Here is a 23,663-nt window from a genome sequence, read left to right on the forward strand (position 1 = left end):
GCTAATTCTTAGAAATAATTCTGGGCGGCGCAGTGGATCATCCACAGCGCCGCCTCTGCATTAAGCCCTAACCTACAGGCAAATCTTCAAAGCTCCGGCGTTGACGCTGGAGGCTCCACCGGCCCCAGAATCTGCTGCCAGCCAAAGGCGAGGGACAGCAGGCGACCCTCCGAGAACGGGCGTCCCAGCATTTCCAGGGCCACCGGTTGATCAAGACTGGAGTCCGCCCCATTCCGGACGAACCCAACCGGGAAGGCCAGCGCCGGGAAGCCGGTGAAGGCGCTGAGGCGGTTGCTGCCGCCTGCCTTGACGGTCGGGCCGTTCAGGCCCTGCAGCACGGGATAGATCAGGACGTCGTATTTCGCCCCGCGCGACGCGTTCGTGGTGAAGTCCGTATTGTCCAGCGCCGCTGTAACCCGAGGGATGACGTAGCCGTCGCGGGAAATATGGTTGCGGCGATAGTTCCGGTAGCCGTCCGTGCTGGCGTCCTGAGCCTGGGCGTCATTGGCCAGATAGCTCTTGAAGGCGCGCAGGGCCTGCGCCTCTTGCGGATGCTGTTCCAGCGCCTCGGCGACAGCCTGCGCCGAACGCGGATGGCCGTCGGCGTCTGAACTCCAGCGGTTCAGATACCGGGTCAGGTCCGGCACGAACTCATAGGCGGACAGGCTGGCGAAACGACCCGGGTTGCCGGGGATGTCGACATCCTTCTGACCGATCACGCCCTCCAGATCGTCGATGGAGATATCCTCGATCACAGCGCCGCCTTGCGCCATGCGGCCGATGGCCTGTTCGAGCGCGTCCAGAAACGCCCTATTGTCTTCATCGGGAGCCGGGAACAACTCGCGCACCACCCCGATGCGCGCGCCGCGCAGGGCGGCGGCGTCAAGGTTCAGCGCCAGGGCCTCGCGACCGCCCGTCATGTCCAGATAGGCCTCGGCGCCGGCGACCAGCGGGGCGTCGAACGCCTTGGCCGCACGCTGGCCGCTGTCGGCGCTGGCGTCATGTCCCATCATGACGTCCATCAGGACGGCGCAGTCCTGCACCTGACGGCACATCGGCCCTGCCGTGTCCTGACTGTGGGCCAGCGGGACGATGCCGTTCTGGCTGAGCAGCCTCAGCGTGGGGCGCAGGCCATACAGCCCCTGCACGGCGGACGGCACCCGCACCGATCCGCCCGTATCCGTGCCCAGCCCGACCATGGCCAGACCCCCGGCGATGGCGGCGCCGGTGCCGGACGACGACCCGCCCGGACTGTTGCTCAGAATATAGGCGTTGCGGGCCTGACCGCCGACGGCCGAGGCGCCGCCATAGCCGAAAGCGAACTCATCCAGATTGGCCTTGGCCAGGATCACGCCGCCCGCCTCGCGGATACGCGCGACGATGAAGGCGTCGGCGACCGGGCGGCTGTCCTTCAGCGCCAACGAACCGGCGGTCGTCGGCATGTCGACGGTGTCGATATTGTCCTTCACCGCCACCGGCACGCAGTGCAGCGGCCCCTGCATCCGCCCGATCGAGAAATAGAGCCGGTCCAGTTCATCCGCCCGTTCCAGCGCCGCCGGGTTGACCGTAATCAGGCTGTTCAGCGACGGCCCTTGGCGATCATAGGCGGCGATCCGGTCCAGATAGGTCTGGACCATATCGCGGCATGAAACCTCGCCCCGCGACATGGCCTGATGGAAGGCGTCGATCGACAGGTTCGTCACCGCCATCGGCGCCCTCTGCGCCTGTAGAACCGGCAAGGTCCGAGGCCCCGCCTCCTGCACCGCCAGATTTGAACTGCAGGCCGTCAGGGCCAGGGCGGCGGCAGACAGGAAAAGCGTACGCATCATATCTCTTCGATCATCGACCAGCTCTTAGAGCGCGCCGGGCGCCTCTTCATTGGTCATGCGGCGGCGACTGGCAAGGCTCAGCGTCACTGTACAGTCGTCCTGACCGACAGGGGCATGCAGGCGTCTTGTCGTGGGACGCCCTCAATGCGAATAATCCTTCGCATTCCTTTTCATCCTGACCGGACGCGCCGTGGCTGCTTCTCCGCCTCCCCGCATCGCCACGCGAAAAGAGCCCAAGCAGTCGCGCTCGGCGGATCTGGTCGCGACGATTCTGGAAGCCGCCGTGCGCGTTCTGGCGGAAGACGGCGCCGCTCGTTTCACCACGGCGCGGGTCGCCGAAAGGGCCGGGGTCAGCGTCGGGTCGCTGTATCAATACTTCCCCAACAAGGCCTCGATCCTGTTCCGTCTGCAGAGCGACGAATGGCGCCGCAACCACGAGATGCTGAGCGCCATACTGGAGGATCAGGGCCAGCCCGCCGAGGACCGTCTGCGCGATCTGGTCCGCGCCTTCGTGAAGTCCGAGTGCGATGAGGCCACGGTGCGCAACGCCCTGTCCGACGCCGCCCCCCTGTATCGCGATGCGCCCGAGGCCATAGAGGTGCGGGGCAAGACCAATCCCATGTTGCGGGCCTTCATGCGCGAAGTCCTGCCCCGGACGCCCGAGGATGAGCGCAGGCTGATCGGCGACCTGATCATGTCGACCCTGACCAGCGTGGCCAAGCGGTTCTCGGAAACCCCGCGCAATGACGAAGACATTCAGGTTCAGGCCGACGCCATGGCCGATATGTTCATCGCCTATCTGACCTTTGCAAAGGTGCGGGCCGAGGGCTGAAAACCGCCGTCGCGGGGCCGGTGCGGACGTTCTGAAAACGTGACACACTCGACGCGAACCTGTCCGCAGAGTTCTCCATGGCGTAATTTTAGTTGTTTTCGTTCAATGAGATGACGCCCGATGCATCGCCTGCAGGCGATGCGAATAATAAACGCGAATGTTTCGTCGTATTTTCGGGATGACGAAGACGCCCTGCGCCTCTTCCCTTCCTGTTCACGATCATAAGCGAGCCTCCCCATGACGCCGCAGACCGTCGCGTCCCGCAGTCCGGACGCCAGTCTCTATATTCTCACCGCCCTGCTGTTTCTGGCCTATCTGTGCGTGGCCGTTCCTCTGGCCGTGCTGCCCGTCCATGTGACGCAGACCCTGGGCCTGTCCAACGCCTGGGCGGGTCTGGTGGTGGGCGTCGCCTTCCTGTCCACCATCCTGAGCCGGGGCTACGCAGGCCGGATCACCGACCGCGAGGGCGGAAAGCCCGCCGTCATGCGCGGTCTGATCTTCTATGTCGTCGGCGCGGTCGTCTGCATGGCGGCCGGGTTCATCGACGCGCCCGTCGCCGCCCTCGCCGTGCTGATTGCGGGGCGGCTGGTCATCGGCGTGGGCGAAAGCCTTGTCACCGTCGGCGTGGTCGGCTGGGGCATCGGCCTGATGGGACCGGCGCGCTCGGGTCGGGTGCTGTCGCTGATCGGAGCGGCCATCTATGGCGCCTTTGCTGTCGGCGGACCCATCGGGGCGGGCGTCGCCGCCCATTTCGGCTTTATCGGCGCCATGGCTGTGGCGACCGTGCTGCCGTGTCTGGGTCTGATCGCCGCCAACGGGATGTCGGGACCGGCCCCTGTGCCGCACGCCGAGCGTCCAGGCCTGATCAGCGTGCTGGCCGACATCTGGCGTCACGGGGCGGTGGTCTGCCTGCAGGGCATAGGCTTTGCCGCCATCACCTCCTTCTTCATCCTGTATTTCATGGCCAACGGCTGGGGCGGGGCCGGTCTGGGCTTCACCCTGTTCGGCGGCGGCTTCGTGCTGATGCGGGTGCTGTTCGGCGGGCTGACCGACCGGATCGGCGGGATTCCGGTCGCGCTGGGCTCTCTCGGGATCGAGGTCGTTGGGCAGGCCATGATCTGGGCCGCGCCCAACGGCATGGTCGCCCTGGCGGGCGCCTTCCTGACCGGCGTCGGCTGTTCGCTGATCTTCCCGGCCATGGGACGCGAAGTGGTCCAGAGGGTCCAGCCGCACCTGCGGGGCACGGCGCTGGGCGGGTTCAGCGCCTTTCAGGACCTGTCCTACGGCCTGACCGGCCCGCTCGCCGGAATGCTGGCGGACCGCAGCGGTTTCGGCGTTATCTTCCTGGTCGGGGCGATCGCCGCAGCAGCAGGGCTGGCGCTGACCTTTTCGCTGCGCACGGCGACGACAGCGCCCGCAGGCTGAGGCAAACGCCCCCATCCCGTCATCTGGATGGGGGCGCTCAAATCACAGCACTTCGAACAGCCCCGCCGCGCCCATGCCGCCGCCCACGCACATGGTGATGACGACGTAGCGTTCGCTGCGTCGGCGCGCCTCGATCAAGGCGTGGCCGACCATGCGCGCGCCCGACATGCCGTACGGGTGGCCGATCGAGATGGCGCCGCCGTTGACGTTCAAACGCTCGTCCGGGATGCCCAACTGGTCGCGGCAATAGAGGACCTGAACCGCAAAAGCCTCGTTCAGCTCCCACAGGCCGATGTCGCTGACCTTGAGGTTGAACCGCTCCAGCAGGCGCGGCACCGCCACGACCGGGCCGATGCCCATTTCGTCAGGGCGCACGCCCGCGACGGCCGTGCCGACATAGCGGCCCAGCGGTTGCAGGCCCCGGCGTTCGGCCTCGCCCGCCTCCATCAGCACGCAGGCCGAGGCGCCGTCAGACAGCTGGCTGGCGTTGCCTGCCGTCACCGTGCCGTCCGGGAAGACGGTGCGCAGGCTGTTCAGGCCCTCCAACGTGGTGTCGGCGCGCGCGCCTTCGTCCTGCTGCAGGGTGAGGTCGCGCCAGGTGACTTCGCCGGTCTGTTTGTCGACGACCTTCATGCGCGAAGCCAGGGGTACGATCTCGTCGTCGAAACGGCCCGCCGCCTGCGCCGCCGCCGTGCGCTGCTGCGATTGCAGGGCATAGGCGTCGCACGCCTCGCGGCCGATGCCGTAACGGCGCGCCACCGTCTCGGCGGTGTCCAGCATGGACATATAGGCGTCTGGCTGGTGTTGCAGGACCAGAGGGTCGGGTTCGACGCGCAGTTGCTCGGTCTGGACCATGGAGATGGACTCCACCCCGCCCGCGACAGCGATCTGCATCTGGTCGACGATGATCTGCTTGGCCGCCGTGGCGATGGTCATCAGGCCCGATGAGCACTGGCGGTCCATCGTCATCCCCGCCACCGAGACGGGGAAGCCCGCCGCCAGCGCCGCCGTGCGGCCGACCGACTGCTGCACGCCCTGCGGCAGGGAGCAGCCCAGCAGACAGTCCTCGACCTCGGCCGGATCGACGCCCGCGCGCTGCACCGCATGGCTCAGGACGTGGGCCGCCAGCGTCGGCGACGGCGTGGCGTTGAAGGCGCCGCGATAGGCGCGCCCGATCGGGGTGCGGGCGGTCGAAACGATGACAGCGTCGCGCCTCATGCCGACACCGGGCCCTTCACGCCCGCCGAAGCCATTTCCTGCGCCGCCTGCTGGAAGCCGTAGTCCGGCACGATCTCGCCCTCGCGGCTTGACGCCTCGGCCCAGCGCGCGATCAGTTGCTCGCCCGCACCCTCGCCGCCGCCGATGCGTACGCCCGGCGTCAGGGTGATGTTGGCCGTGGCGAAGTGGCCGCCGCCCGCGCACAGAATGGCCCGCGTCGGCGCGTCATCGCTGATCAAAGCCAGCAGGCCCGGGCTGACCAGCGCCGGATCCAGCGCCTTCAGCACCTCATCCGACAGAATGCCCGCCGTCATCTGGGTGGCGGCGGTCGGCGCCAGGGCGTTGACCTTGATGTTGTATTTTGCGCCTTCGATAGCCAGCGTCTGCATCAGGCCGACCTGCGCCAGCTTGGCCGCGCCATAGTTGGCCTGACCAAAGTTGCCATACAGACCCGAGGACGAAGTGGTCATGACGATGCGGCCATGGTTCTGCTCGCGCATGATCTCCCACACGGCCTTGGAGCAGATCGCCGCCCCCATCAGATGCACATCCACCACAAGGCGGAAGTCATCGAGCGTCATCTTCGAGAAGCTCTTGTCGCGCAGGATGCCGGCGTTGTTGATCAGGATGTCGATGCGGCCCCAGGCCTTCATCGTCGCATCCACCATGGCCTGAACCGCGTCGACGTCGGTGACGGAGCCTGCCGCCGCCATCGCCTGACCGCCCGCCGCGGCGATCTCGTCCACCACGCCCTGAGCCGCTGCTTCGGTCAGGTCGTTGACCACGACCTTCGCGCCCTTTGAGGCCAGATACAGCGCATGACAGCGGCCAAGGCCCCCGCCCGCCCCCGTCACGATCGCAACCCGATCCTTCAGCAACATGCGTTCCTCCGATGATGTCATAACAAACGTTGGCTTCAGCTTATCCATCTTGCTCGCCGCCGCCAGCGCCATTCGTCAGAACCATATCGTCTTCAGCCGAAACGCTCGATCTGCAGGGCGTTCATCCATGCAGGTGGTGAGTGGCCCAGGGCCAGTTGCTCCATCGTCTCGGCCGTGAAGGCGGCCAGGGTCAGACCCAGATGCTGGTGACCGAAGGCGTAGTGAATGGCCGGATGCGCCTGTAACCTGCCGATCGCGGGCAGATAGTCGGCCAGCGTCGGGCGCGGCCCGCACCAGCGGTCGGGCGTCTCGGAAAAAGCCACGCCCAGCGCGCGCAGTTGATCCTCGATCCGGCGCCATTTGCGCGCGTCAGGCGGAGCCGATGGCGCGCCGAACTCGACGTGGCTGGAGGCGCGCAGGCCCCCTTTGAAGCGCGCCACGACGAGGGCGCGATCCTCAAACACGGTCAGCGGCAGGTCGTCAGGCCAGTCGTGCTGGGCGGACTGGACGGAATAGCCGCGCTCGCCGATCAGGGGGATCGTCAAGCCCAGCGGCGCCAGCAGAGGCGCCGACCATGCGCCCGCCGCGACGACCACCCGATCAGCATCGACGACTGCGTCGTCCTCCAGGACAATTTCGACGCCGTCCGACATAGGGTTCAGGCGCCGCGCCTCGGCCTGCATCACGCGCCCTCCTCGACCAGTGAAGGCCGCCGTGAGGACGTCGCGCACGCGCTGAGGCTCGCTGACCTGACCGGTGCCGGTGAAGCGGATTCCTCCGGCCGGGCGTGATGTCAGAACGCCGTCCCATGCGGCCAGTTCATCGGCTTCCAGAGGGCGAAAACGGGCCTTGCCCGTACGGGCGTTGCGCCATGCCTCCAGTCCCCGTCGGGCCGCCTCGGGCGTGGACCAGACGACCGCATGGCCGGTCGGGCGGATCAGGTCGTCCGGCGCCTGAGCCAGCGCGGCCAGACGCTGCCATGCGCCCAACGGATCATCCAGCAGATGCGCCAGCATCCGGGCGCCGTGTGCTGCCGCCGTTGGGCGCGAGGCCGCCAGAAACCGCAACGCCCATGGTCCCCACAGCGCCATATCTCTCGCCCGGAAATCCAACGGCCCGCCAAGGACGAACAGGCGTCCGAAAGCGCTTTTCAGCGTCGCCGGCGAGGGCATGGGTTCGCACTGCTCGGCGGCGATGTGGCCGATGTTGCCGAACGAGGCGCCGCGCCGGGGATCGCCCGGATCAATCAGCGTCGCCTCGAAGCCCGCCGCCTGAAGCCGCAGGGCCGTCGCCGTCCCGACCAGACCGCCGCCGATGATAGCCCAGCGCTGCGCCGTCTTCATGCAGAGGCGCCCTCGCCGAAGGGGTCGTCCAGACTGTGCGACGGCTGGGTGAACCAGACCGGGCCGTCCTCGGTCATGTAGAAGTGGTCTTCCAGACGCACGCCGAACCGCCCCGGAATGACCAGCATCGGCTCGTTCGAGAAACACATTCCGGGCGCCAGCGGCGTGGCGTCGCCGCGCACCAGATTGGGCGCTTCATGGATGTCCAGACCGATGCCGTGACCGGTGCGGTGCGGCAGGCCCGGCAGGCAGTAGTCGGGACCGTAACCGACACTGCTCAGCCAGTCGCGCGCGGCGTCATCGACGCTGTGGCACGGCGCCCCGTTGCGGGCGGCGGCGAAGGCGCGGGCCTGCGCCTCTTTTTCATGGTCCCAGACACGGCGGAAATCGTCCGTCGGTCGGCCGAAGACATAGGTGCGGGTGATGTCAGAGTGATAGCCGTCGACCAGCGTCCCGGTATCGATCAGCACCACATCGTCGACCTGAAGCGCGCGGTCGCCCTCGCCTCCGTGCGGCAGGCAGGTGTCGTCGCCGAAGGACACCAGACAGAACCACGAGCCGCCCTCGCCGCCCAGAGCGCGGTGTTCGGCGTCGATGAAAGCCTTGACCTCAGAGGTACGCACGCCCGCCTTCAGCCAGTGACGCGTGCGGCGCTGGACCTCCAGCGTAATGGCCTTGGCGCGTTGCAGCAGGGCGATTTCAGCGGGTGATTTCAGGCTGCGCTGCTTCAAGATCAGGGACGCGCCGTCGGTGATCCGGTCCGCCCCTAAAACACGGCTGAGGCCCAGCCAGATGAAGGTCGCCGTCTGATCGTCCACCGCCAGAACGCCGTCGTCAGCCAGACGCGCGGCGACGAGGGCATAGGGGCTTTCCTCTTCCTCCCACGTCAGGATGTCGCCGGCGACGCCGTCGGGCGAGCCTGTCAGCCCCGCGACCTTGTCACGCTCGAACCGGGGACAGACGTATTCCACACGGCCGTCGGCATGGATCAGGGCGCCGGTCAGACGCTCGGACGGATGCCAGTCCAGCCCCGTATAATAGCGCAGCGACGTGGTCGGGCCGAGCAGCAGGGCGGCCAGCCCCGCCTCCTTCAACCCTGCAGCCAGGGTGCGGATACGGGCGCGGCGCTCATCGGCGGTGATCGGCGCAGCGGCGGGAGCAACAAAGGTCATCGCATCAACGTATATTGTATCTGATTTCTGATCATGTTTCTTTCATGCCTCGGATCGTCCGGCAAGGGCGGCGAGATCCTCGGGGGAGGGAAACATCATGATCATAGCCGTTCTTCTGACGGCGCTGGCCCTGCTGGCCGCGTTTTATGCTGTCCAACTGGTGCGCACGGCGCGGGCGCGCGGCGAGCTCAGGCCCAAGGTTGAAGGCGTGGCCATCGGCGCCGTCGCCAACTTCTTCGATGCGCTGGGCATAGGGTCGTTCGCGCCGACGACGGCGTGGCTGCGGTTCCGCAAGCTGGTACCCGACAGCTTTCTGCCCGCCGTGCTGAACGCGGGCCACTGTCTGCCCACGGTGATGCAGGGGCTGGTGTTCATGAAGCTGATCCAGGTCGATCCGGTGCTGCTGATCGCCTGCATCGGCGCCTCGATCCTGGGGGCTGTCATCGGCGCGCCCATCGTGCTGCGCCTGCCGGTGCGGGCGGTTCAGGTGGTGGTGGGCGCGGCCCTGCTGATCGCCGCCGCCCTCTACGCCATGACCAATCTGAACCTGATGCCTGCGGGCGGCGAGGCGGTGTCTCTGGAAGGAAATCTGTTCATCCTCGCCGTGCTGGCGCACCTGGTCATGGGCGCCTTGATGAGCTTCGGCATCGGCCTCTATGCGCCGTCCCTGATCATGCTCAGCCTGATGGGGATGAACCCGACGGCGGCCTTTCCCATCATGATGGGCGCCTGCGCCTTTCTGATGCCGGTATCGAGCCTGCGCTTCATCCGCAGCGAGCGTATCGACCTGCGGCTGGTGCTGGGCATGGCCATCGGCGGCATACCGGCCGTGCTGCTGGCGGCGTTCGTCATCACCTCGCTACCGCTGACCGTGCTGCGATGGGGCGTGGTCGTTGTGGTGCTTTATGCGGCGGCCAATCTGTTGCTGACGGCCTGTCGCGCCCGCAGTTAGCGCCCCAGATTAACGCCGTTGGCCCTTGCGCGTCACGACCGTGTCCGCAGTCTGGCTCAGTTCTTCGCGCAGGTCGTGCAGGGTGTGCTCAATGTGCGCCGTGGCTAGTCGGCTGACCGTCGCCGCATCGCGGTCCAGCCATGCGCGCAGCAGTTCCTGATGCTCGGCGGCGGCCGTCAAATGGCGCGACTTGTTCTCGAGGTGTTTGCGCACATAGCGGTCGGCCATGATGTGCAGGCGGCTGGTGATCTCGGCCGTCAGCACGCGGTCGCCCGGTCGGACCAGCGCCATATGGAAAGCGTGATTCAGCGGCCCCACGCTGGGCAGGTGCGCCGCCGCCGCCGCGTCCAGTTCGGCCAGCAGGCGCGTGGCCTCCGCCCTCTGGCCCTCATCAGCGACAAGGCAGGCCTTGGCCGCCGCTTCCGGCTCCAGCTTCAGGCGCAGTTCGTAGATTTCCTCAGCCTCGGCGGCGCTCATGCCCCGCACGAAGAAGCCCCGGTTGGCGTGCGACACCACCAGCCCGTCCTGCTCCAACCGCACAAGGGCCTCGCGCAGAGGAATCTTGGAGACGTTCAGTTCGGCCGCCAGCGCGTCCTGCCGGATCGCCACGTCAGGCGCGATCGCGCCCGACAGGATCATGTCGCGCACCACCTCCATCAGGCGGTCGGACAGGGTGCGGACTTCAAGCGGGGATGCGGCCATGCAGGTTCATCAGGTCGAAAAGGCTGGGCCGGTCGCCCGACCCAGCCATAACCCGCGCTGGCCGCAATTACGATGCGGAATGCGTCACACCACCTGAAAGCCCGCCCAGAAGGGATCGCGACGATCCACCCAGATGGTGTTGAAGCCGGTGGCGATGGCCGAGCCCTCGATCGAGGGCACGATCGCCTTGTGGTCGCCCACTGTCGTCTCGGCCTCGACCCGGCCGATGAAGCGGCTGCCGATATAGCTTTCGTGGACGAAGGCGTCGCCGACCTTCAGCCGCCCCTTGGCGTGCAGATGAGCCAGCCGCGCAGAGGTGCCGGTGCCGCACGGGCTGCGGTCGATGGCTTTGTCGCCATAGAAGACGGCGTTGCGGCCGTCCGCGCCCTGCCCCTTCGGCCTGTCGGCCCACAGGACGTGGCTGACGCCGTTGATCGAGGGCTCGTCCGGGTGAACCGGATGGAAGGCCGCCCGCACCCGCTCACGCACCAGACCGCTCAGTTCGATGATGCGGCTGGCGCCCAGATCATCCAGCCCGGCATAGGCGCCCTGCGGCTCGACGATGGCGTAGTAGTTGCCGCCGTAGGAGACATCGACGCTCAGCGGACCGAGGCCCGGAACGTCGATCTCGATCCCTTCCGCCGCCAGATAGGCCGGGACGTTGCGGATGCGCACCGAGGTCACGCGGTCGCCCTCGGTCTCATAGGCGATGTCGAGAACACCCGCCGGAACCTCGACCTTCAGCCGCCCCGGCGTGCGCGGCCGGATCAGGCCGTGCTCAATGCCGAAGGTGATCATGCCGATGGTCCCATGGCCGCACATGGGCAGGCAGCCGCTGGTCTCGATGAACAGGATGCCCGCGTCCGCATCCGGCAGGGTCGGCGGATACAGGAAGCCGCCGCTCATCATGTCGTGGCCGCGCGGCTCGAAGCACAGTGATGTGCGGATCCAGTCGTAGCGGCTGAGGAAATCCAGCCGACGCTCGGCCATGCTCGCCCCTGACAACAGGGGCGCGCCGCCGGCGACCAGGCGAACCGGGTTGCCGGCGGTATGACCGTCAATGCAGAAGAAGACGTCGCGCATTCAGTGTCCCGATCAGACGATCTTCACAGCCTTGCCCGAGCCGATCGGGCGCGTTTCCGCCGCCTTCTCGACCATGGCGATGACCTCGGCCCGACGGGCGCCCGCCAGCGGCATACGCGGCATACGGACCCGCTCGCTGCCCCGGCCCATGATCATTTCGGACAGCTTGATCGACTGAACCAGATCCGACACCGAATCCAGGTGCAGCAGCGGCATGAACCAGCGATAGATCTCCAGCGCGCGGGCGATATCGCCGTCCTTGACCGCCTTGACCAGGGCTACCGACTCTTCGGGGAAGGCGTTGGTCAGGCCCGACACCCAGCCCTTGGCGCCCAGAATCATGCCTTCCAGCGCCACATCGTCCAGACCGACCATGACCGCGTAACGGTCGCCCAGTTCGTTGAAGATGTCGGTGATGCGCCGCGAGTCCGGGGCGCTTTCCTTCAGGGCCACGATGTTCGGCACGTCCGACAGACGACGCAGGTCGTCGTTGTTCAGCGTCTGCCGATACATCAGCGGGTTGTTGTAGAGCATGTTGGGCAGGCCGCTGGCCGCCGCCACGGCGCGGAAATGCGCCTCAAGCTCCGCCTGCGTCGGCACATAGACCATGGCGGGCAGCACCATCAGGGCGTCCACGCCGATGGTCTCGGCGTCTCGGGCGTAGGCTTCGGCCCGCGCCGTGGTCAGTTCGCTGACCCCGGTGATGATCGGCACGCGGCCGTCGGCGACCTCGACCGCCGCCTTCAGCACGGCGCGCTTTTCCTCGGGCTCCAGCGAGTTGTTCTCGCCGACCGTGCCCATGACGATGATGGCGTCGACGCCGTCCTTGATCAGGCCGTCCAGCACCGTCTGGGTGGCGTCCAGATCGACCGCCAGCCCCTCATCGAATTGCGTGGTCGCCGCCGGGATCACCCCGGTCCAGTCCAACTTCGCCCCAGCCATAAGCTACGCCTCCTCAAACAGATTTATTTTCGTATACGATATCTGATCTGGAGCGAAGTCAAGCGAAGTTCGCCTATCCGGCGCTGTAACTGGTCTTGGTCAGAGTGAAGAAATCGGCCGCCGCAAAACCCTGCTCGCGCGGGCCGTAGGACGAGGCCTTCGTGCCGCCGAACGGCACGTGATAGTCGACGCCCGCCGTGGCCAGATTGACCATGGTCATACCCGCCTTTGCGCGGCGCTGGAAATCGCGCGCGTGCTTCAGCGACTGGGTGACGATGCCCGCTGACAGGCCGAACTCAACGCCGTTGGCGACGGCCAGCGCCTCTTCGTAATCCTTGACGCGGATGGTCGAGGCGACCGGACCGAACACCTCTTCATTGTTGATGCGCATGGCCGGATCGGTGTCGGCGATCAGGGTCGGCTCGACATACCAGCCGGGCGCCTCGCGGTTCAGGCGACCGCCGCCTGAGACGATGCGCCCGCCCTCGGACGCAGCGATGTCGATATAGCGATAGGAGGTCTCGCGCTGGGCCTCGCTGACCGCCGGGCCGACCTGAGTGTCAGGATCAAGGGCGTTACCGACGCGCAGGGCGGCGACCTTCTCGGCCAGCGCCGCCACGAAGCGGTCGTGGATTCCATCCTGCACGATCAGACGACTGGACGCCGTGCAACGCTGCCCCGTCGCAAAGAAGCTGCCGTCCAGCGCGATGTTCACCGCGCGGTCCAGATCGGCGTCGTCCAGCACAATCAACGGGTTCTTGCCGCCCATCTCCAGTTGCACCCGCGCCTGACGCGCCGCAGCCCCGGCGGCGACGCCCGCGCCGACCCCTTGCGAGCCGGTGAAGCTGACGCCCGCCACATCCTTGTGGTCGACAATGGCCTGCCCCACCCGGCCGCCGCCGATGACCAGATTCAGCACCCCCTTGGGCAGCCCTGCCTCATGCAGGATGGCGACCAGTGCTTCGGCCGTCGCAGGCGTATGGCTGGCGGGCTTGATCACCACCGTATTGCCGAAGGCCAGCGCAGGCGCCGCCTTCCACGCCGGAATGGCGATGGGGAAGTTCCACGGCGTAATCAGGCCGAACACCCCGACCGGCTGACGATAGGTCTGAACCTCCACCCCCGGCCGGGTCGAGGACAGATTCTGGCCGTGCAGACGCAGGGCTTCGCCAGCGAAATACTTCAGGATGCGGGCGGCGCGGGCCGTCTCGCCGATGCCCTCGGCCAGGGTCTTGCCCTCTTCGCGCGACAGCAGGCGGCCGACCGCCTCGCGCCGCTCCATCAGCAGCGTCCCGGCGCGGTCCAGCACGTCCGAGCGCACCTCGGGCGAGGCTCCCGCCCAGCCGTCGAACGCCGCCGAAGCCGCCGCCACCGCCTCATCGACCTCGGCCACGCCGCCTTCGGGGGCCAGCGCCACCACCTCGCGCGTGTCGGACGGGTTCAGGCTCTCGACCGTTCCCGCCCCCCGGCGCTCGCCGTTGATCCAGTGGCTCAGTTCGATGGTCGCGGTCATGGCGTGTCTTTCGTCCGTGCGTCGGTATCGTCAGAAGATAGGAAAGAAGTCAGAAGCCCAGGGCCTGAATCTGATCATAAAGCACCTTGGGCGTGCGCACCCCATGCTTGAGACTGCGGGCCCTCGCTTCATAGCGACGCTGCGACGGCAGCCGCGCGCCCTGATCGGCGAAGGCGGCGAACAGGGCCTCGGCCCGCGCGGCGTTGGCCTCGACATCGCCGCCGCCCATGACAGCCGGATCAAGGGCCAAAATCAGTTCGCCATGCATGGGCGCCGCCTTGGCGCCGTCGTCAAAGGCCATCGACTCGCGGCTGGTCAGATCGCCGATCAACGGCCCCGCCATCAGTTCGATCATGGTCGACAGGGCCGAGCCCTTATGCCCGCCGAAGGTCAGCATGGCTCCGTCCAGCGCCGCGCGCGCATTCGTCGTCGGCCGCCCCTCGGCGTCCACGCCCCAGCCCTCGGGGATCGGCTTTCCGGCGATGTCGTGCAGCGCCATGTCTCCGCGCGCGATCGCGCTGGTGGCGAAGTCGAAGACGTAAGGATACGGCCCCGGACGCGGCCAGCCGAAGGCGATCGGATTGGTGCCCAGCAGCCCCTGCTTGCCGCCCGCCGGCGCCACCCACGAATGGCTGGGCGTCATGGCCAGCGCCGCCACGCCCATCCCGGTCAACTGCTCGATCTCGGGCCACAGGGCGGAAAAATGGAAGCAGTTGTTGATGACCAGCGCCGCCACCCCGACCGCCCTGGCCTTCTGCGCCAACAACGGCGCCGCCCGCTCGAACGCCAGCAGGGAATAGGCATGACACGCATCGGCCCGCACCAGCGCAGGCGACGCATCCTCGATCACCGGCTCCGCATCCAGCGACAGCTTGCCCGACCGGATCGTCATGACGCAGCCCGGCAGCCGGTAAAGCCCATGCGAAGCGCACTCGTCCCGCTCGCCCGCCGTGATGACCCGGGCCACCGCCTCGGCGTGCGCAACCGACAGCCCTGCCCCCGTCAGAACCCGCCGCGACAGGGCGAACACCTCGTCAATCGACAGGGCGACCGTCTCCTGGGCCTCAAACACGCTCACATCACTCTCCCGACCTTGAATCGTATACGAAGTTGCCGGTGCGCTTGGAAAACATCAAGCCCAATCGCAATACAACCGGCGCTTGACGTCGGCCCCGTTCAGCTTCACCACTTCATTATCAGATACTGTATCCGATTTTGAGGGGGAGAAACCTATGAAGCGCCTATCCGCCCTGGCCGTGCTGCTGATGACCAGCGCTGCGCCGCTGGCCCTGACGCCCGCCTTCGCCGCGACGACGACAGCGGCGCCCGAAGCCGCTGCCCAGACCTCTGCGACAGCCATGTCCGCCGCAGTCTATCGCCGGGCTGAAGCGGTCCTGCCGCAACATGTCGGTGAGCTGATCTTCGGGCTCAGCGTCCGGCCGCAATGGATCGGCGAAGGCGCCGACTTCTGGTTCGAGCGACGCACGCCTGCCGGGCGCGACTATGTCTTTGTAGAAGGCGCCGTCAGTCGCACCGCCCCTCTCTTCGACCACGACCTCATGGTCACCCGCCTCAGCGCCGCTTCCGGCAAGCCGCTGACACGCCGAAATCTGGAACTTAAAGGCCTGAAGGTGGACGCCGCGACCCGTCGTCTGGAATTCTCTCATGATGGTCGTAACTGGCGCTTCGATCCCGCCACAGGCGCCGTCGAGGCCGTCGCCCAAGCCGCTGACAAGAGCGTGGAATCCCCGGATGGTCTGTGGCGCGCCATCGTGCGCGACGGCGATCTGGTCGTCGTCTCCACGGCCGATAGCGTCGAACGCCGGCTGACCCGTGACGGCGGCGCTTCGCCCTACGCCACGCCCCTGATCAACCTCAACGACATGGTGGCGCAAGGCACGTCAAATCCGACGGTGCGCCCGGCGATCTGGTGGTCGCCTGACTCCCGCTACATCGCCACCTATCGCATCAATCGCGATCAGGCGCGTCGCCTGTCCCTCGTGCAGTCGACGCCCAGGGACGGCGGGCCGCCGCGCGTGCTGGACTACCTCTACCCGCTGACTGGCGACACCGAGGCCGCCATGGCCGAAGGCGTGGTCATCGAGGTCGCCAGCGGCCGCAACATCGCCATGCAGACCCCGGCGCGCCCAGTGCTCTATTACGGCGGCCCATACTATGAATGGAGCGCCGACAGCCGCGCCGTTTTCGAGAGGTTCGCCGTGCGCGGATACGGCGCCCTGCAACTGCACCGCATCGAGGCCGAAACCGGCGAGGCGCGCCTGCTGACCGAAGATCGTTCAGACACCTACGTCGACTTCTATGGTCACCACTGGTCCTATGATGACAAATCCGACACCCACTACTGGACAGCCGACCCCGACGGCTACGCCCACATCTACAGCGTCGACGCCAGAACCGGCGCCCGGCGTCAGATCACATCCGGCGACTGGCGCGCACGATCCGTGGCGGGCGCAGACCAGAAAGCCAAACGCCTGCTGGTCGTCGGCTCAGGTCGCGAGGCGGGGCGCGATCCCTATCTGCGCCATCTCTATTCCATCCCGGCGACAGGCGGACAGCCGCGCCTGCTGACGCCTGAGGCGATGGACCATGACGTGTCCGCCTCGCCAGACGGTCGCTTCTTCGTGGACAATATGTCCACCATCGACCAGCCGACCCGCTCGGTCCTGCGCCGATCCAGCGACGGGCGCGTGGTCATGGAACTGGGCCGTGCCGACATCAGCGCCTATCTGGCCGCAGGCTATCGCCTGCCCGAAGCGTTCCAGACGGTCGCCGCGGATGGGGTGACTCCGATCTACGGCGCCCTGTTCAAGCCCGCCGATTTCGATCCCGCCAAACGCTATCCGATCATCGAAGACATCTACACCGGTCCGCACCACGTCATGACGCCCAAGTCATTTGAAACGGCGATGACCGGCCGCAACGCCAACTCCATCGCCCAGTTGGGCGTCATCACCGTGACCATCGACGGTCGCGGCACCTGGGGCCGTTCGCGCGCCTTCCAGCAGGTCGCCTATAAGAACCTGCACGGCGTCGGCCTGGACGACCACATCGCGGGCATCCGCGACGTCGCCTCGCGCCATTCATGGATGGATGCGGACCGCGTCGGCATCTACGGCTTCTCGGCGGGCGGCTATGACGTCATGCGCGCCATGACCCGTCATCCCGAGTTCTACAAGGTCGGCGTCACCGCCTCGGGCAACCACGACAATCGTCTCGACAAGGCGATCTGGAATGAACAGTGGATGGGCGAGCAACTGGGCCCGCTCTACGACGAGAACTCCAACATCACCTGGGCGCCCAAGCTGGAGGGCCGCCTGTTCGTCGCTCACGGAGAGTTGGACGAGAACGTGCCGCCTGCCGCGTCACTGCGTCTGGTCGACGCGCTTATCAAGGCCAACAAGGACTTCGACTTCCTGATGGTGCCGAACGCGGACCACTATCTGGACGCCGTGCCCTATTATCAGCGGCGGCGCTGGGACTTCTTCGTGCGTGAACTGCTGCACGAAACGCCGCCGCCCGCCTATCAGATGCGCGCCTTCGACTGAGATCCTCTTAACGACAAAAGGTAAAGGCGGGTCATGCGGCCCGCCTTTTTTCACGCCTGAAACCTCTGCGTCCAAATGCGGCGCAAAGAAAAGGGGACGGCTGGCGATCCGTCCCCTCTCCCGGCCTCAAGAATGGGGTCTTGAGCCTACTGCCCGCCGAAGCGCCACTTGGCGCCCAGGAAGAAGAAGCGGCCGATCAGGTCGTCCATTCCCATGTTTCCGCGTGCGGTCGAGGGATGGTCACGCGGTCCTTCGTCGAACAGATTTCGAATCCCGGCGGTGATGCGAACGTCCATCGGCGTATCCACAGCAACAGACAGGTCATGATACCAGACCGACGGGATGTTATAGTAGCTGCCGACATCTTCAGCCGGGTTGAGCAGGCTGTTGTTGGTCACCGTTTCATTGACGAAACGGCTGGACCAGTTCACCTGGATCGGCCCCCGATAATAGGTGGCGTTCAACATGCCCCGCCACTTGGGATTGGCCGCCTCTCCGGCGTAGTCAAAAGCGGTTTCTTCGCCGGTCGCTACATCCCGGTCGATGAAAATATTGTGTTTCAGATAGCTGGCGACGCCCTGCAGGCTGATACGGCCCAGGTCGCCGTCGCGTCGCAACAGGTCCGCCACCTCGGCGCGATAGGTGGCCTCAAAATCGACGCCCTCCACCTCGAACGAAGCCACGTTGATGTAGCTGTCCAGCACCTCATACAGATTGCCGTCCGGCTTGCGCGTCAGCATCCCGCAGAACTGGTTGTCCAGCGACGCCAGGTCGACGCAGTTGTCGACAGTCTGCTGTGCGCCGATGCGGGAAATGCCGCCGTCCAGCTTGATCTTGTAATAGTCGGTCGAGAAGGCGAAGCCCGGCAGGAAGCGCGGACGGATCACCGCTCCCACCGTCATGGTGTCGGCCTCTTCGACGCCCAGATCGGGATTGCCCGTGCTGAACACCAGGGTCGTCATCCGGCGGGTGTTCGGATCCCATGTGACGGGATCAAAGCCCAGCGCCAGACAGTTCTTGCGACGGTTCTCGGTGCCGCTGTCCAGCAGATTGGGGTCGCAGGGATCGCTCAGGCCCGATGCGCCGCGACTGCCGGGATTGAACATCTCGCCCAGCGACGGCGCGCGCACGGCCGTCGCCTTGGTCAGGCGAAAACGGATGTCCGGGATCGGCGCCCAAGACCCTGCCAGCTTCCAGGATTCAACGCTGCCCGCGCGTTCGTAGTCCGAGATGCGATAGGCGCCCTCGACTTCCAGCGAATGGACGAAGCGCTTGTCCCGCACCAGCGGCGCCAGCACTTCCACAAAGGCTTCGCGAACATCATTGCTCTGCTTGATCGGCGAGAACTGGCTGGCGAAGAAACCCAGCGCATTCTCCCAGACGTATGAGGGTCGGAAGTCGATCTCGTCCTTGCGATACTCGGCGCCCGCGGACACCTTCACCGCACCGGCCGGCAACTGGAACAGGTCGCCCGCGATCAGTCCCTGGATCAGGGTCTGGCTGGTGTCCGTGGTCGAGGTATGGTCCGCGCGGACATAATCCACGGCTTCGGGCGAAATCGTGCCTTGCCCGAAAATATTGACCGGCACGCAGCCGCGCGCCCGCGCCTCGACGCTGCGACAGACGATATCACCGCTGGATGGATCGCGTATGGCGTCCAGCGCCTCGAACCAGCGCCCGTCGATACGGTCATTCAGATTACGGTTGCTGGTCTGCGACTTGCCGTATTCAAACACCGTCGACCACTTCCAGGTCTGGCCGAACTCGCCCTCCAACCCGGCGGCCAGGCTGTAATATTTGCGGTTCATGTCAGTGCCGCGCATGCCGAACTCGTCATGAGAGCGGGCGTACTCCATCGAATCCTCGCCCGCCGCGATCAGACCGTCGCGGACCGCCGTCGGCATGAAGGGGTTGTCGATCGAGACGGCGCCGCTCCATGAATCGAACACCGCGCTGATCCGGTCGCGGGCGGTGATGTCGGCGAAGACCGCTTCGGTGAAGACCTTCAGCTTATCAGTCAGACGATAGTCGGCCTTGGCGTAGACATTGGTCCGTTCCAGCGGCGCAACCAGGGTGTCGGCGTTCTGATTTCCGCCTTCTTCGGTGGAATAGGAGCCGTCAATCACGCCCCGCTCTCCGGCGTTCAGCGGACGGAAGGTCTGGCTGGCGGAATCAAAGATCGTATCCGTCCATGCGCCGTTCTTGCCGAACGGAAGATAGCCCGTCGGCGTCCCCAGCGCGAAATAGGCATAGCGCAGGTCACGCATCGGGATCCGCGCCGGAACGCCGTCATCCGACGTCTTGTTGGCCGGGTTCGACACGAAACGATAGGCGGTCCCCAGACCACGATCGCCCCGCGTCAGGCCGCCGCTTTCGGTGCGGCTGACATGCAGGACGGCGTTGCCGTGATCATGGTTCACCCCGGCGGTCACGCCATAGGTCAGGGTGTCGTAAACACCACCGCCGTCAGAGCCGTATTGAACATTGGCTTCAAGGCCGTCGAAATCGTCCTTGAGGATCAGGTTCACCACGCCGGCCACGGCGTCGGCTCCATAGACGGCCGAAGTGCCGCCTGTCTGGACCTCGACCCTTTTCACCAGGGTGGTGGGAATATTGCCCAGATCAAAGGCCAGGAAGTTGGAATCGTCCGGCGTACCCGCCCGGCGACGGCCGTTCACCATCGTCAGGGTGCGTCGCACGCCCAGATTGCGCAGGTTGACCTGGTTCAGACCGATATTGCCGAAGCTGTAGCTGGTGTTGGCGTTCGACAGGCCCGTCGCCACCTGCGGCATCTCGTTCAACATTTCGGCGATGTTGGTGATGCCCTTGGCCTCGATCGTCTCGGCCGTCATCGCCATGGTCGGCGTCGGCGCATCAATGCCGCTGCGTTGCAGGCGTGAGCCAGTGACCACGATCTCATCAACCTGAGCAGGTTGATCGGCTGTGGCCTCGTGCTGTTGCGCATACCCCACGCCGGGCATGGCCAACACGCCCAGACTGACGCCCGCCGCCCAAAGCTTCTTTCGCAACTCCCCGCGCGCCACGTGGGGCGCCTCTAGCGTACGCATTCTTCAAATCCCTCCCTTTGGAGCATTTCCCCAAAGAGATACTGTATACTATATACCGACGTTGTCCAAACATCACCTTCTGTTGGCTGGCGGCAGGCGCATGGATCGTCAGCCTCTCATCTGCCCGAGCAGAGATGCAGCGACGCTAACCATCGGAAAGTGCAAGATTTCAGCTCAGCAAGAGCAGACGGATCGAGCTCAGCGCCAGCATACGAAAGATTTCATCGGCGCGAGCCTGCGACCACAGGACGCAAAATCGCCTTCACGCCTGAACCTTATAACAGATTGTTTTCGCTCAGAGCGCCGCCTACCTAGACGACCATGCCCCGGTCGATGAAGACATTGGCGAACCTGTTTGCGGCCCTGACGCTGGTCTTCGCCGCCTTCATGGTCGCGCCTGCGTTGGACGCCGCTGTCTGTGCGCCGGACGCCCTCGTGACTGCGGTCCACAGCGTGGACAACGGCGACGAAGGACACGGCGAACTGGGCGGCGACATCCACGGTCATTGCCACCATCCCGCCGAGCGCCAGTCCAGCGGCGACCTGCATGTCGCCGGGCCGCAGTTCAAGGCCAGCCGTCCCGTGCTGAAGAATGAGAGCGGCGCATCGCTGGCCCCGGACCGGCTGAACCGACCGCCAAGGATCTGATCGGAAGCCTGCGCCCTGCGCGCACCTCCCTTCTGAACATTTCCGGAATTGAACCATGTCTCCGACATCCCGTCGTCGACCGCGATCTGCGGTTGGCTGCGCGCTTGCCGTGCTCGCCGCTTTCGGCGCCGCTCCGGCGTGGGCGGAGCCTGCGCCCTCCTATGCCGATCTGCTGGCCCGACTGGGCCAGACGCCCGCCGCCGTCGAAGCCGACGCCCTGAGCGACGCCGCCGAGGCGCGCGTCCATCAGGCCAGCGTGCGGGCCAACCCCAACCTGTCCATGCAGATGGAGAATGTGGCCGGGTCCGGCCCCTACTCCGGCTTCAAGAACGGCGACCTCAGCCTGTCGTTCAGCCAGGATCTGGAGCTGTGGGGGCGTCGTCCTGCGCGGGTGAACGCCGCTCGCGCCGATGCGGGCGCCGCGGCCCTGCGCCGTGATCTCGCCGTGGTCGATGCGGCGGGACGGCTGGCCCTGATCTACGCGGAGGCCGAAGCGGCCCAGCGACGCGCGACCCTCGCCGAAGAAGCCTTGACGCTGGCCGTGGCCGACGCCCGCGCGGCTCTGGCTCTGGTCGAGGAAGGGCGTGAACCCCTGCTGCGCGGCATTCAGGCCGAGAGCGAGGCCGCCGCCGCCCGCGCCGGTCTGGACGAGGCCAGGGCCGAGCGCGACGCCGCCTTCGCCCGCCTGAGCGCTGTCGCCATGTTGCCGACGCCCGCCACCTCGATCACAGCCGGGCTGCTGGACGCCGGGACGACAACCTCCGGTCTAACCGCCCGCGACGCCGTGACCGTGCGCGTGGCCGAAGCCGACGCTGCGGCGGCCGAGCGCCGCATCGACGTCGCGCGCATCAACGGCCGTCCCGACGTCACAGCCAGCGTCGGCGTGACCCGCTTCGGCGCCGAGGACCAGACGGCCCTGACCTTCGGCGTCAGCCTGCCCCTGCCGCTGTTCGACCGGAACCGGGGCAATATCGACGCCGCGCGCGCCGAACATCGGGCTGCGGAAGCGCGCGTCATGCAGGCGCGTCAGGACGCCGGGGCCGAGCGGTCCGCCGCCGTCGCCCGTCTGGCGTCGTCGGCCAGCCGGGTGTCGGCCGCCGATGCGGGCGTGACCTCGGCCGAGGAGGCCTATCGCCTGTCGCGCATCGGCGCCGAGGCCGGACGCATCTCGCAACTGGAGCTGCGCACCGGGCGCGCGGCCCTGATCAACGCCCGATCCGCCGCCGTCGACGCCCGCATGGCGCGCGTCCGCGCCGAGATCGACCTGGCGCGCCTGGAAGGCCGCGCCCCCTTTGAAGGAAGCCTCTGATGCTCAAGCCGACATCGAACAAGAAAGTCCTGATCGCGGGCGTCGCCGCCATCGTCCTGCTGGGCGGCGGGGCGCTGGCCCTGACGCTCACACGGTCTGATCCGCCCGCGCCCGCTGCTGAAAAGGCGCCGGGCGAGACGAAGGATGAAACCGCCGAAACGCCCGAAGGCGTGGTCGAACTGACCGCCGAACAGCTTCAGGCCGCGGGCATCTCCGTCGTCGCCGTCTCGCGCGGCGGGGGCGGCGAGACGCGCCTGTCCGGTCGGGTCGAAGCCATGGTCGACGCGCGCGCCGCCGTCGGCGCCGTGGTGGGCGGCACGGTCGAGCGGGTGCTGGTCGCGCCCGGTCAGACGGTCCGCGCGGGTCAGCCTCTGGTCAGCCTGATCAGCGGCGATGGCGCCGCCCTGCGCGCCGAGATCGACGCGGCCTCAGCCGCCGCCACCGCCGCGCGTCAGGCCCATCAACGCAACCGCAACCTGGCCGATCAGGGCGTCGTCGCACGTCAGGAGGTCGAGGCCTCGCAGGCTCAGGCCGCCAGTGCAGACGCCATGGCCCGCGCCGCACGAGCAAGAGCGGCGGCGGCGGGCTCGCCCAATGCGTCCGGCAGGATGAGCGTGGTCAGCCCCATCTCGGGCGTCGTCACCAATGTGCAGGTCGGACCCGGCGGCTTCGTCGCACAAGGCGCGGTGGTGGCCGAAGTGACCAACCCCGCGCGGGTCGAGCTGGTCTTCAACGCGCCGCCGCAACTGGCGGCTCAGGTCCGCCTCGGCTCGCATGTGCGCATCACGGGCCCGCAGGGCGAGTTCAACGCCCTGGTCACGGGCGTCGCCGCCGACGCCGGATTACAGGACAGCGGCGCGACCGTGATCCGCGCCCGCCCCGAAGGCGGTCGCCTGCCGCCCGCTGGATCGCCCGTCACCGGCGCCGTCGTCACCGAGGGCCAGTCCGGCGGCGCCCTGACCGTGCCGTCCGTGGCGGTGCAGACGGTCGACGGCGCCACGGTGGTCTTCGTCCAGGCGGACGGCGGCTTCCGCGCCCAGCCCGTGCTGGCGGGCCGTCAGGCCGGAGGCTCCACCGAGATCCTGCGCGGCCTGACCGGAACCGAAAAGGTCGCCTCGGCCAACGCCTTCCTGCTCAAGGCCGAACTGGCCAAGGGCGAAGCCGAGCACGGCCACTAAGG

Annotated in this window: 18 protein-coding genes; 7 read left to right on the plus strand and 11 right to left on the minus strand. The window is 66.8% G+C overall.

What is annotated here, in order from left to right:
* Window positions 1-86: 86 nt before the first annotated feature.
* Complete coding sequence (locus ABE454_RS12295) at window positions 87-1,829, minus strand: amidase (protein ID WP_346532054.1); 1,743 nt, start codon at window positions 1,827-1,829, stop codon at window positions 87-89.
* 190 nt (window positions 1,830-2,019) lie between these two features.
* On the opposite strand from ABE454_RS12295, the gene ABE454_RS12300 reads away from it, so the two are divergent.
* On the plus strand, window positions 2,020-2,661 hold the full coding sequence (locus tag ABE454_RS12300) for a TetR family transcriptional regulator (RefSeq protein ID WP_346532056.1): 642 nt from the start codon (window positions 2,020-2,022) through the stop codon (window positions 2,659-2,661).
* Between the two features lie 237 nt (window positions 2,662-2,898).
* Complete coding sequence (locus tag ABE454_RS12305; protein ID WP_346532057.1) at window positions 2,899-4,086, plus strand: MFS transporter; 1,188 nt, start codon at window positions 2,899-2,901, stop codon at window positions 4,084-4,086.
* Between the two features lie 42 nt (window positions 4,087-4,128).
* On the opposite strand, the gene ABE454_RS12310 is transcribed toward ABE454_RS12305, so the two are convergent.
* From ABE454_RS12310 to ABE454_RS12325, 4 genes are all read right to left on the minus strand, one after another.
* On the minus strand, window positions 4,129-5,304 hold the full coding sequence (locus ABE454_RS12310; RefSeq protein ID WP_346532059.1) for an acetyl-CoA C-acyltransferase: 1,176 nt from the start codon (window positions 5,302-5,304) through the stop codon (window positions 4,129-4,131).
* The gene (locus tag ABE454_RS12315) at window positions 5,301-6,185 is read right to left on the minus strand and encodes an SDR family NAD(P)-dependent oxidoreductase (protein ID WP_346532061.1); all 885 of its coding nucleotides are present in this window, start codon (window positions 6,183-6,185) and stop codon (window positions 5,301-5,303) included. The genes ABE454_RS12310 and ABE454_RS12315 overlap by 4 nt, the downstream gene beginning before the upstream one ends.
* Window positions 6,186-6,277: 92 nt before the next feature.
* Window positions 6,278-7,528 (minus strand): NAD(P)/FAD-dependent oxidoreductase, encoded by a 1,251-nt coding sequence (locus ABE454_RS12320; protein WP_346532062.1) that lies wholly within the window; start codon window positions 7,526-7,528, stop codon window positions 6,278-6,280.
* A complete protein-coding gene (locus tag ABE454_RS12325) occupies window positions 7,525-8,700 on the minus strand; it encodes a M24 family metallopeptidase (RefSeq protein ID WP_346532064.1) in 1,176 nt (391 codons plus the stop codon). The genes ABE454_RS12320 and ABE454_RS12325 overlap by 4 nt, the downstream gene beginning before the upstream one ends.
* 97 nt (window positions 8,701-8,797) lie before the next feature.
* Here ABE454_RS12325 and ABE454_RS12330 point away from each other — a divergent pair, with 97 nt between their 5' ends.
* Window positions 8,798-9,652, plus strand: coding sequence for a sulfite exporter TauE/SafE family protein (locus ABE454_RS12330; RefSeq protein ID WP_346532066.1), 855 nt, complete (start codon window positions 8,798-8,800; stop codon window positions 9,650-9,652).
* 9 nt (window positions 9,653-9,661) lie between these two features.
* Here the strand turns inward: ABE454_RS12330 and ABE454_RS12335 are convergent, their stop codons facing one another.
* The 5 genes from ABE454_RS12335 to ABE454_RS12355 form a co-directional block, all read right to left on the minus strand.
* Window positions 9,662-10,354 carry a GntR family transcriptional regulator gene (locus ABE454_RS12335; protein WP_346532068.1) on the minus strand — a complete coding sequence of 231 codons (693 nt, stop codon included), beginning with the start codon at window positions 10,352-10,354 and terminating at the stop codon, window positions 9,662-9,664.
* Between the two features lie 84 nt (window positions 10,355-10,438).
* Window positions 10,439-11,437: a 4-hydroxyproline epimerase gene (locus tag ABE454_RS12340; RefSeq protein WP_346532070.1), complete on the minus strand. Its 999-nt coding sequence runs from the start codon at window positions 11,435-11,437 to the stop codon at window positions 10,439-10,441.
* A gap of 12 nt (window positions 11,438-11,449) precedes the next feature.
* Window positions 11,450-12,379, minus strand: coding sequence for a dihydrodipicolinate synthase family protein (locus ABE454_RS12345; protein ID WP_346532071.1), 930 nt, complete (start codon window positions 12,377-12,379; stop codon window positions 11,450-11,452).
* Window positions 12,380-12,452: 73 nt separating this feature from the next.
* On the minus strand, window positions 12,453-13,892 hold the full coding sequence (locus ABE454_RS12350; protein WP_346532072.1) for an aldehyde dehydrogenase family protein: 1,440 nt from the start codon (window positions 13,890-13,892) through the stop codon (window positions 12,453-12,455).
* 49 nt (window positions 13,893-13,941) lie between these two features.
* A complete protein-coding gene (locus ABE454_RS12355) occupies window positions 13,942-14,970 on the minus strand; it encodes an Ldh family oxidoreductase (protein ID WP_346532074.1) in 1,029 nt (342 codons plus the stop codon).
* 154 nt (window positions 14,971-15,124) lie between these two features.
* Between ABE454_RS12355 and ABE454_RS12360 the strand changes: the two genes are divergently transcribed.
* Entirely contained in the window at window positions 15,125-17,458 is a 2,334-nt protein-coding gene (locus ABE454_RS12360) for a S9 family peptidase (RefSeq protein ID WP_346532076.1), read from the plus strand.
* A gap of 146 nt (window positions 17,459-17,604) precedes the next feature.
* On the opposite strand, the gene ABE454_RS12365 is transcribed toward ABE454_RS12360, so the two are convergent.
* Window positions 17,605-20,526 carry a TonB-dependent receptor plug domain-containing protein gene (locus ABE454_RS12365; RefSeq protein WP_346532078.1) on the minus strand — a complete coding sequence of 974 codons (2,922 nt, stop codon included), beginning with the start codon at window positions 20,524-20,526 and terminating at the stop codon, window positions 17,605-17,607.
* 333 nt (window positions 20,527-20,859) lie between these two features.
* Here ABE454_RS12365 and ABE454_RS12370 point away from each other — a divergent pair, with 333 nt between their 5' ends.
* From ABE454_RS12370 to ABE454_RS12380, 3 genes are all read left to right on the plus strand, one after another.
* Window positions 20,860-21,174, plus strand: a complete 315-nt coding sequence (locus ABE454_RS12370; protein ID WP_346532079.1) for a hypothetical protein — start codon at window positions 20,860-20,862, stop codon at window positions 21,172-21,174.
* A gap of 109 nt (window positions 21,175-21,283) precedes the next feature.
* Window positions 21,284-22,483 (plus strand): TolC family protein, encoded by a 1,200-nt coding sequence (locus ABE454_RS12375; protein ID WP_346532081.1) that lies wholly within the window; start codon window positions 21,284-21,286, stop codon window positions 22,481-22,483.
* The gene (locus ABE454_RS12380; protein WP_346532082.1) at window positions 22,483-23,661 is read left to right on the plus strand and encodes an efflux RND transporter periplasmic adaptor subunit; all 1,179 of its coding nucleotides are present in this window, start codon (window positions 22,483-22,485) and stop codon (window positions 23,659-23,661) included. Before ABE454_RS12375 ends, ABE454_RS12380 begins: the two co-directional genes overlap by 1 nt.
* Window positions 23,662-23,663 lie beyond the last annotated feature (2 nt).

Source organism: Brevundimonas diminuta (assembly GCF_039673845.1).
Taxonomy (GTDB): Bacteria; Pseudomonadota; Alphaproteobacteria; order Caulobacterales; family Caulobacteraceae; genus Brevundimonas; species Brevundimonas diminuta_E.